Below are 3,553 nucleotides of genomic sequence, written 5' to 3'. Positions count from 1 at the left end.
CGTCTCGACCCGCCTCGGCACCGACGGCCTCGACGCACTGCTGGGGCGGGCCGCCGAGGACGCCCGCATCGCCCCGCGCGCCGACCTGCCCCACGACGTCGAAGTCGTACGCCGCACCGGCGAGTCGGGCGCGTTCCTGTTCGCCATCAACCACACCGCCTCCGACGCCAAGGTGCCGCTGGACACGTCCGGAACCGAGCTGCTGACCGGTGAACGCGCCGCCGGCCGCCTGGCGGTTCCGGCGGGAGCCGTACGGGTCGTACGACTCGACGGCTGAGCCGACTCCCCTCCGCCCGTGTGTGCCACGAGAGCCGCGGGCGGAGGGGCACCCCTCATCCCCACGCGAGGGGCACCCCCCATCCCCATCACGTCGAAGGGACGACGGACGATGAAGTTCCATCCCAGACGAACCCTCAGAGCCCTGCTGTTGCCGCTCACGGCCGGGCTCGCCCTGACCGCCCTGCCCGCCCCGACCGCGGCTGCGGCGAGCACGCTCACCAACGGCGGCTTCGAGACCGACGGCACGGGCGCGGCCACGCCCAGCGGCTGGTCCGAGTACGGCTCGACCGGAGCCTCCTTCGCCGAGGCCGGTGGCCGCAGCGGCAGTTACCGGCTGAGCCACTGGGCGTCCGCCGCCTACAAGGTGGAGACGTACCAGTACCTGTCCGGGCTGACGAACGGCAACTACAAGCTGACCGCGTGGGTCCGCTCCGGCGGCGGCCAGAACTCCGCTTACATAGCGCTGAAGAACTGCGGCAGCGCGGAGCAGCGCACCGATCTGCCGGTGTCCGCCAGTGGGTGGATCCGGATCGTCGTGCCGGTCAATGTGACGAACAACCAGTGCACCATCAGCATCAACAGTGATGCGAACGCGGGCAACTGGATCAATGTTGACGACCTGACCTTCACGTCGGGCACGTCCGGTACGTCGATCAAGGGCGCCGACATCTCCTCCCTCGCCAAGAGCGAGGCCAAGGGCGGTGTCTACAAGAACAGCTCCGGCACCACCGGCGACGCCCTCGCCATCCTCAAGTCGTCCGGCATGAACTACGCGCGCCTGAAGGTGTGGGTCAACCCGGCCGACGGCTACAACAACAAGACGCGTGTGCTGGCGATGGCCAAGCGCATCAAGGCGCAGGGCATGAAGCTCCTGGTCGACTTCCACTACTCGGACACCTGGGCCGACCCCGGCGCCCAGTCCAAGCCGGCCGCCTGGGCGGGCCACTCGTACAGTCAACTCAAGACGGACGTGCACAACCACACGTACGACGTGTTGAACGCGTTGAAGGCGCAGGGCACCACCGCCGACATGGTCCAGGTCGGCAATGAGATCAACGGTGGCATGCTGTGGAACGAGGGATCCACCGACAACTGGACGCAGCTCGCCGGGTTGATCAACAGTGGATACGACGCCGTCAAGGCGGTCAACTCGTCCACCACCGTGGCCCTGCACCTCGCCAAGGGCGGTGACCTGTCCGGCACCCGCTGGTGGTTCGACAGCGCGGTCGCCAATGGCGTGAAGTTCGACGCCATCGGTCTGTCGTACTACGGCTACTGGCACGGCACGCTCCACGACTTCCAGACCACGCTGGACGACGCGGCGTCCCGCTACGGCAAGCCGGTCTTCGTCGCCGAGACGGCCTACCCCTTCCGTCTGGACAGCGAGGACGCGCACGAGAACATTATCGACCTCTCCGGTGAGCTCGTGTCCGGTTACGCCGCCTCGACGGCCGGGCAGACGCAGTGGATGAAGGACATCGCGAGCATCGTGGAGGCCGTCCCGAACGGCCGCGGACTCGGCGTCTTCTACTGGGAGGCGACCTGGACCGCGGTCAACGGCAACGGCTGGGACCCGACCGACGCCGCCTCCGGCAACGGCTGGGAGAACCAGGCCCTGTTCGGCTACGACGACAGGGCGCTCCCGGCGATGGCGTGGTTCAGCCACCGCTGAGGGGATTCTGCGGGGATTCGCCGGGGGTCGGCTGGGCTGAGGTGAGGACCCCATCGCGTTGATCCCAGGCGGATCACAGGACCCGAGGACCCGGCCGCGAGAGTGCGCACCTCCGCGGCCGGGTCCTCGCTGTTCCGCGACATTGAGTCGAAGGCCCGTTCGATCCCGGTCAAGTCCGGCGGTGTGCCGAGCATGGCGGCTTGCCCGGCGCCACAGTGGGCAAGCCGCACGTAGAGGGCCCGGACCAAGGGGGACGTGATGCTGAGGACTCCCGCCAACGACACCCGCCTGCGCATCCTGGAGTGGCTGAAGGATCCGGTCGCCCACTTCCCCCGCCAGCGGCACACCGACCTCGTGGCGGACGGGGTCTCCGCTGACGCCGTCGCCGCGAAGCTCGGCGTCCGCCGCGCGGTGGCCCACACCCACCTCACCCTCCTCGCGGACCTCGGCATGCTGCGCGCCAAGCGCGTCCGGCGCCGCACCTACTACCGCCGCGACGAGGTCCGGATCGCCGAGGTGGCCCGGATGTTCGAGAAGGGCTGGTAGGGAAGCGGCCACGACGGGTACCCACCCGAGGATCACGCCCCCGACCGCGAAGGTCCGCCGCCCATGCCCAGCCCCACGCCTCTCGTGCCGCTCCGCTGTGTCGACGTCGGCGCGCGCGGCCCCGAGGACGTCGTCGCCGATGTCCAGGGCCGCGTCCTGACCGGAGTCGAGGACGGCCGCATCCTGCGTCTCGACGGCCTGGCCGACCCGACGGCGACCCGGGTCGAGACCCTCGCCGAGACTGGCGGCTGTCCACTCGGCCTCGAACTCCTCCCCGACAACGCGGTGTTGGTCTGTGACGCCGAACGCGGACTGCTGCGCGCCGACCTCGCCGACGGCACCGTACGCGTCCTCGCCGACTCGGTGGCGGGGAGCCCCTGCGCTTCTGCAGCAACGCGGTCGCCCTGCCGGACGGCAGCGTCTGCTTCACCGTCTCCAGCCACCGCTATGCGCTGGAGCACTGGATCGGCGAAGTGGTCGAACAGACGGGCACAGGCCACCTCCTGCGGCTGGAGCCCGGCAGCGACCGGCCCGAAGTGCTGCTGGACTCCCTGCAGTTCGCGAACGGCCTGACGGTGAGCCGGGACGGGTCGTTCCTGGTCGTCGCCGAGACCAGCGCGTGCCGCCTCACCCGCTACTGGCTCACCGGCCCGCGCGCCGGTCGGCACGAACCCTCCACCCGCCCGCGCTGCTCCGGCGCCGGAAAAGGAGGTGAGGCCGGGCCCGCCCGCTGGTTGTATGAGCGCCATGCTGTCCACCGACCGCCTGCTGGCCTTCGCGGCCATGTCCTTCGTGCTGATCGTGATCCCCGGGCCGAGTGTGCTGTTCGTGATCGGCCGGGCGCTCGCGCAGGGCCGGCGCGCCGCGCTGACCACCGTCGCAGGGAACACGCTGGGCGCGTATGTGCTGGTCGTCGCCGTGGCGCTGGGGGTGGGGGCGGTGGTCGAGCGCTCCGTCCTGGTGTTCACCGTGCTGAAGCTGGCAGGCGCCGCGTATCTGATCCACCTCGGGGTCAGGGCGTGGCGGCAGCGTGGTGCCCTGCAGGCCGCATTCACC

4 protein-coding genes and 1 pseudogene are annotated in these 3,553 nt (G+C 70.1%); all 5 read left to right on the top strand.

Annotated features, from left to right (window positions below; translation table 11 throughout):
- Positions 1-277 (top strand): Beta-galactosidase C-terminal domain (locus ACTWQJ_RS48560; protein ID WP_443312762.1); only part of this gene is annotated, 277 nt, incomplete at its 5' end.
- A gap of 111 nt (positions 278-388) precedes the next feature.
- Positions 389-1,951 (top strand): glycoside hydrolase family 53 protein, encoded by a 1,563-nt coding sequence (locus ACTWQJ_RS48555; RefSeq protein WP_443312761.1) that lies wholly within the window; start codon positions 389-391, stop codon positions 1,949-1,951.
- 258 nt (positions 1,952-2,209) lie between these two features.
- On the top strand, positions 2,210-2,497 hold the full coding sequence (locus tag ACTWQJ_RS48550; RefSeq protein WP_443312760.1) for an ArsR family transcriptional regulator: 288 nt from the start codon (positions 2,210-2,212) through the stop codon (positions 2,495-2,497).
- 63 nt (positions 2,498-2,560) lie between these two features.
- Positions 2,561-3,171, top strand: a pseudogene (locus ACTWQJ_RS48545) (SMP-30/gluconolactonase/LRE family protein); the annotation flags it as partial.
- A gap of 64 nt (positions 3,172-3,235) precedes the next feature.
- The coding region (locus tag ACTWQJ_RS48540; RefSeq protein ID WP_443312759.1) for a LysE family translocator at positions 3,236-3,553 on the top strand (318 nt) is incomplete at its 3' end.

The organism is Streptomyces sp. KR55, assembly GCF_052245645.1.
GTDB lineage: Bacteria > Actinomycetota > Actinomycetes > Streptomycetales > Streptomycetaceae > Streptomyces > Streptomyces flavusporus.
The sequence above is the reverse complement of the archived record's forward strand: the minus strand, read 5'-3'. Positions and strand labels throughout refer to the sequence as shown.

Excerpts from the sequence above, each read along its gene's own strand:
- ACTWQJ_RS48555 (WP_443312761.1), top strand. The coding sequence starts at position 389 with ATGAAGTTCCATCCCAGACGAACCCTCAGAGCCCTGCTGTTGCCGCTC.
- ACTWQJ_RS48550 (WP_443312760.1), top strand. The coding sequence starts at position 2,210 with ATGCTGAGGACTCCCGCCAACGACACCCGCCTGCGCATCCTGGAGTGG.